Origin of the sequence: Mesotoga sp. B105.6.4, from assembly GCF_002896535.1 — a bacterium.
Classification (GTDB): Bacteria; Thermotogota; Thermotogae; order Petrotogales; family Kosmotogaceae; genus Mesotoga.
Window position 1 is genome coordinate 1 of sequence record NZ_JWIM01000051.1, and the last position, 3,569, is coordinate 3,569.

The following is a 3,569-nucleotide window of genomic DNA, read 5'->3' on the forward strand; positions in this document are numbered from 1 at the left end:
GGTGTTCCTTGTCCCGGCCGCGTGGGCTGCGTATTCTCCAAGCATGACCTTTGGACCGGATCTGTCGTACTTGTCGTATCTATCTGTGTTCCTTAACATCCATTCCGGAACGGCATACATGTGCTCATCAAGAATTTCGACTTCGTTTTCTCTTGCCCATCTCCACGCCCGGTTGAATGAAGCTCCTTCATATGAAGGCGGGCCGCTGAAAACAATGATGATTTCAGGATACTTCGCTTTGACAGCATCTCTGAACATCGGGAAGCGATCATGATATTCCGTGCCCCAATTCTCGTTTCCTATACCAATATACTTGACGTTAAAGGGCTCGGGATGACCAAGCTCGACACGTTTCGAGCCCCAGAATGAATTCTTTGGCCCATTTGCAAACTCTATGAAGTCAAGAACATTAGAAATCCATTGGTCCATCTCATCTATCGGACAGTACTCGGCTCCCCGAACCTGACACGACATGCCCGAGTTGAAGATCGGTATGGGCTCGGCATCAAGGCGTTCCGACAGGAGGAGGTATTCGAAGAATCCGATGCCATATGACTGGTGATAGCCCCAGAGGTTGTAGTTTGCCTTCCTCTCTTCTACCGGTCCGATTGTATCCTTCCAGCGATAGGCGTTCTCCAGGCTGTCGCCTTCAACGAGGCAGCCGCCCGGAAACCTTATGAAGCCAGGCTTAAGCTCTTCGAGCATCTCTAGAAGATCTACCCGCATGCCGTTCCAGTTCTCTTCAGGAAAAAGCGAAATCATGTCCAGGCAGACCTCGCCGGCCCCTCTCAATATAAGTAAAAGCCTGCCATTGCTGCAGTCTTCGGGAATTACGAATTCGACCGAATACTTCTCCCATTCACCGCCGAAAGCCGACCCGAAGCTTGCTTCAACGATTTTGTTGCTCTTCTCATCCGTTAGTAGAACTGTTATTTCACCGCTGTATTCCGAATTGCCTCGAATGAACGCGGAAAACTCGTAGCGTTTTCCTTCCTTCAAAGGAATGCCGTCGTAACCGTTGTTGGAAAGCGATACTGATCTGTTTTCGGACTCAATATCAAAAGTCAAGTAATGGGGATTGTTCTCATTAAGCGGCAGGTCCGAGTCAACCGAGAAAGTTGCCTGGCAACCGGTTTCAAAGACTGCAAACCAGCCTTCGAGAGGATCTTTGTGTTCGAAAGATCGATTTCTTACCAACTCAGCGTATAGACCGCCATCTACTGCATGGTTTATGTCTTCGAAAAATACGCCGTAGAGGAAGGGACTTATCTCGGGACCGGGATTGCTGGGATCTATTGTCAGCACATGACCTGTATTCGCAACAAGAGTTTCCGGAATAAGAACCATCATGAGAACAAAGGTATATAAAATGGCGGCTGTTTTCATTTAGAGCACCCCATTCATTGCCCGAGAACAAGGGTGAATTCATTCTTCTCGCCCTTCTTAACGTCAATAATGAATGTCTCTGACATCGCTCCGCTTTCCACCGAGACTTCATACTTACCGGCAAAACCGTTGAAAGCCACTTTGCCCGAAATATCCGTCTCGAGACGGACAGAGGTTTTCCATTCTTCGTGTATAAGCTTCTTCAACTCATCAAAGATCGGTTTTATCGAGAGATCGTCGCGCAGGAATCCGCTGCCTGACTGCCATGCCCTGTAGAAATTCCAGTACGTTATTGCCTCGACCGCCGGATGGCTGAAGAAGACTTTGTAGAATATCCTGGCGATCTCGGCCTGTATCTCTTCGGCCTCACTTATAGAGACGTCGAAAGCGTCTATCACGGCCGGAAGAGGAATCTGAAACTCCGATATATGAATAGGTTTTCCCAGCTGAGCCAACTCGTCAATTGCAAGATATATGCTTTCCAAGGATCGCAGCTGACCAAGTAGATCCTGAGCAGTGAAAATGTGCGCTTCGGCTCCAATCACATCTATGGGAATTCCTTCATTTATGAGTTGCCGGGCTCTTGAAATGAAGGCTCGCCTGGTCCGCTCATTCACCAACACCCCGTATTCGTTTAGAACTGTAATGGCGTCGGGGTCGGTTTCCTTAACTATTCTAAACGACTCGGCAATATAATCCGAACCTATCGAGTCGAACCAGGGTTGAACAATAGGCTCATTAACGACATCCCAGTATTGAATGAGATCCTTGAACTCTTCGACTTCCCTAACAACTCTCGAAAAGAGATATTCCCGTACTTCTGCCCATTGACCGAGCTTTCCTTTCACTTCTACCCAGGCGGGCACACCTACGCTCGGCGGATTCCCCCAAACAAGTGTATGACCCTTAACCGGGACTTCGTTTTCACCCAGCCATTGGGCGATCTTCTTAGAGGCCTCGGCCAACCGAATTCTTCCTTCTGTGGACTCATAGTCTGCCCAATAGAAGGAGGGAAGAGTGGCGAAGTTGAAGAGCTCAAGATACAAACGCTTATATTCCTCGAGATCTTCCTCGGGCAGTGGTCTGATCCCGAATCTCCTTCCGCGGTTGTAACTGGTTTGAGCGTAAGCGTAAAGCAGGTATTCGGGAGCATTTCCGAAGTAGAACTCATGTGAAAGTTGTTTAGCGGACACCGAAATGCTGTCTAATTCTTCTCCGTCTCTATCTACGATCTCTATCTCAACCTGTACTTTTCTGTCCGTCTCTATCCTTTCTTCGAAAGTGCTTACATCAATATCGATAGGCAAGACACTACCTCCAAAAGATAGACTGCAAACAAGCAAGCCCAAGATCAACAGAAGACAAGTCCTTGGGGTCATTGCTGACTCTTCTTCTCCTATTTTCCGAAAAGACTTCAGTATTTTAGACATGGCATCTACTCCTTTCCAAGAGATCCCAGGGAGATTCCCTTCATCAAGTATCTGTGGAATGCGATGAAAATTATCAGAGATGGGGCGACAGAGAAGAAAGCTCCTGCCATCATAGGCCCAATACCTCTATACGGGTCTCCCCATCCCGCGCTAAACCTTATTAGTGCAATAGGTAGTGTGAACTTATCTGCTTTGCTTAGAATGAGCAGTGGCCAAAGGAAACTATTCCACGAACCCAAAAAGGTCATTAATGAAAGCACTAACATTGCCGGCTTAATATAAGGAATCACTATGCTTATTAGGAACCTGAACTTGGAGCAGCCGTCTATCCAGGCCGCGTCCTCCAGCTCTTTGGGAATATCTAGCATATATTGCCTCAAGAGGAAGACGCCAAACGTTCCTCCAAGGCCTGGTAAGATCAGAGCGAGATAGGAATTTGTTAATCCCATTCCGTTAATTATGAAGAAGTGGGGTATCAGAAACAGCACTGCTGGAAAGGCCAGGACCGCAACATACATCCAGAAGATGAACATTCTTCCCCTGAACCTCAGTCGAGACAACGCGTACGCCGCGGGGACTGAAAGCATTAGAGTAGCCAGAGTTGTGCTCACAGCGACAATCACGCTATTTAATGTCGCCTTTATTAGCGAAAGGCCTCCCGAGGGTGCAAAGATTATTTTGTAGTTCTCGAGTGTTGGGTTATTGGGTATCCATTGCGGGGGAGTTTCAATCACAGCAAGTGTGGTTGACTTC

The 3,569-nt window shown here is 47.7% G+C and carries 3 protein-coding genes; all 3 read right to left on the minus strand.

Features of this window, described 5'->3' with window-relative positions; all coding sequences use genetic code 11:
- Nucleotides 1-1,386: carbohydrate binding domain-containing protein (locus tag RJ60_RS11275; protein WP_103134742.1), on the minus strand; the 1,386-nt coding region annotated here is incomplete at its 3' end.
- A 14-nt stretch (nucleotides 1,387-1,400) separates the two neighbouring features.
- Complete coding sequence (locus RJ60_RS11280; RefSeq protein WP_243392385.1) at nucleotides 1,401-2,693, minus strand: endo-1,4-beta-xylanase; 1,293 nt, start codon at nucleotides 2,691-2,693, stop codon at nucleotides 1,401-1,403.
- Between the two features lie 128 nt (nucleotides 2,694-2,821).
- Nucleotides 2,822-3,569, minus strand: a 748-nt coding sequence (locus RJ60_RS11285; protein ID WP_103134743.1) for a carbohydrate ABC transporter permease, incomplete at its 5' end; no start/stop codon positions are given.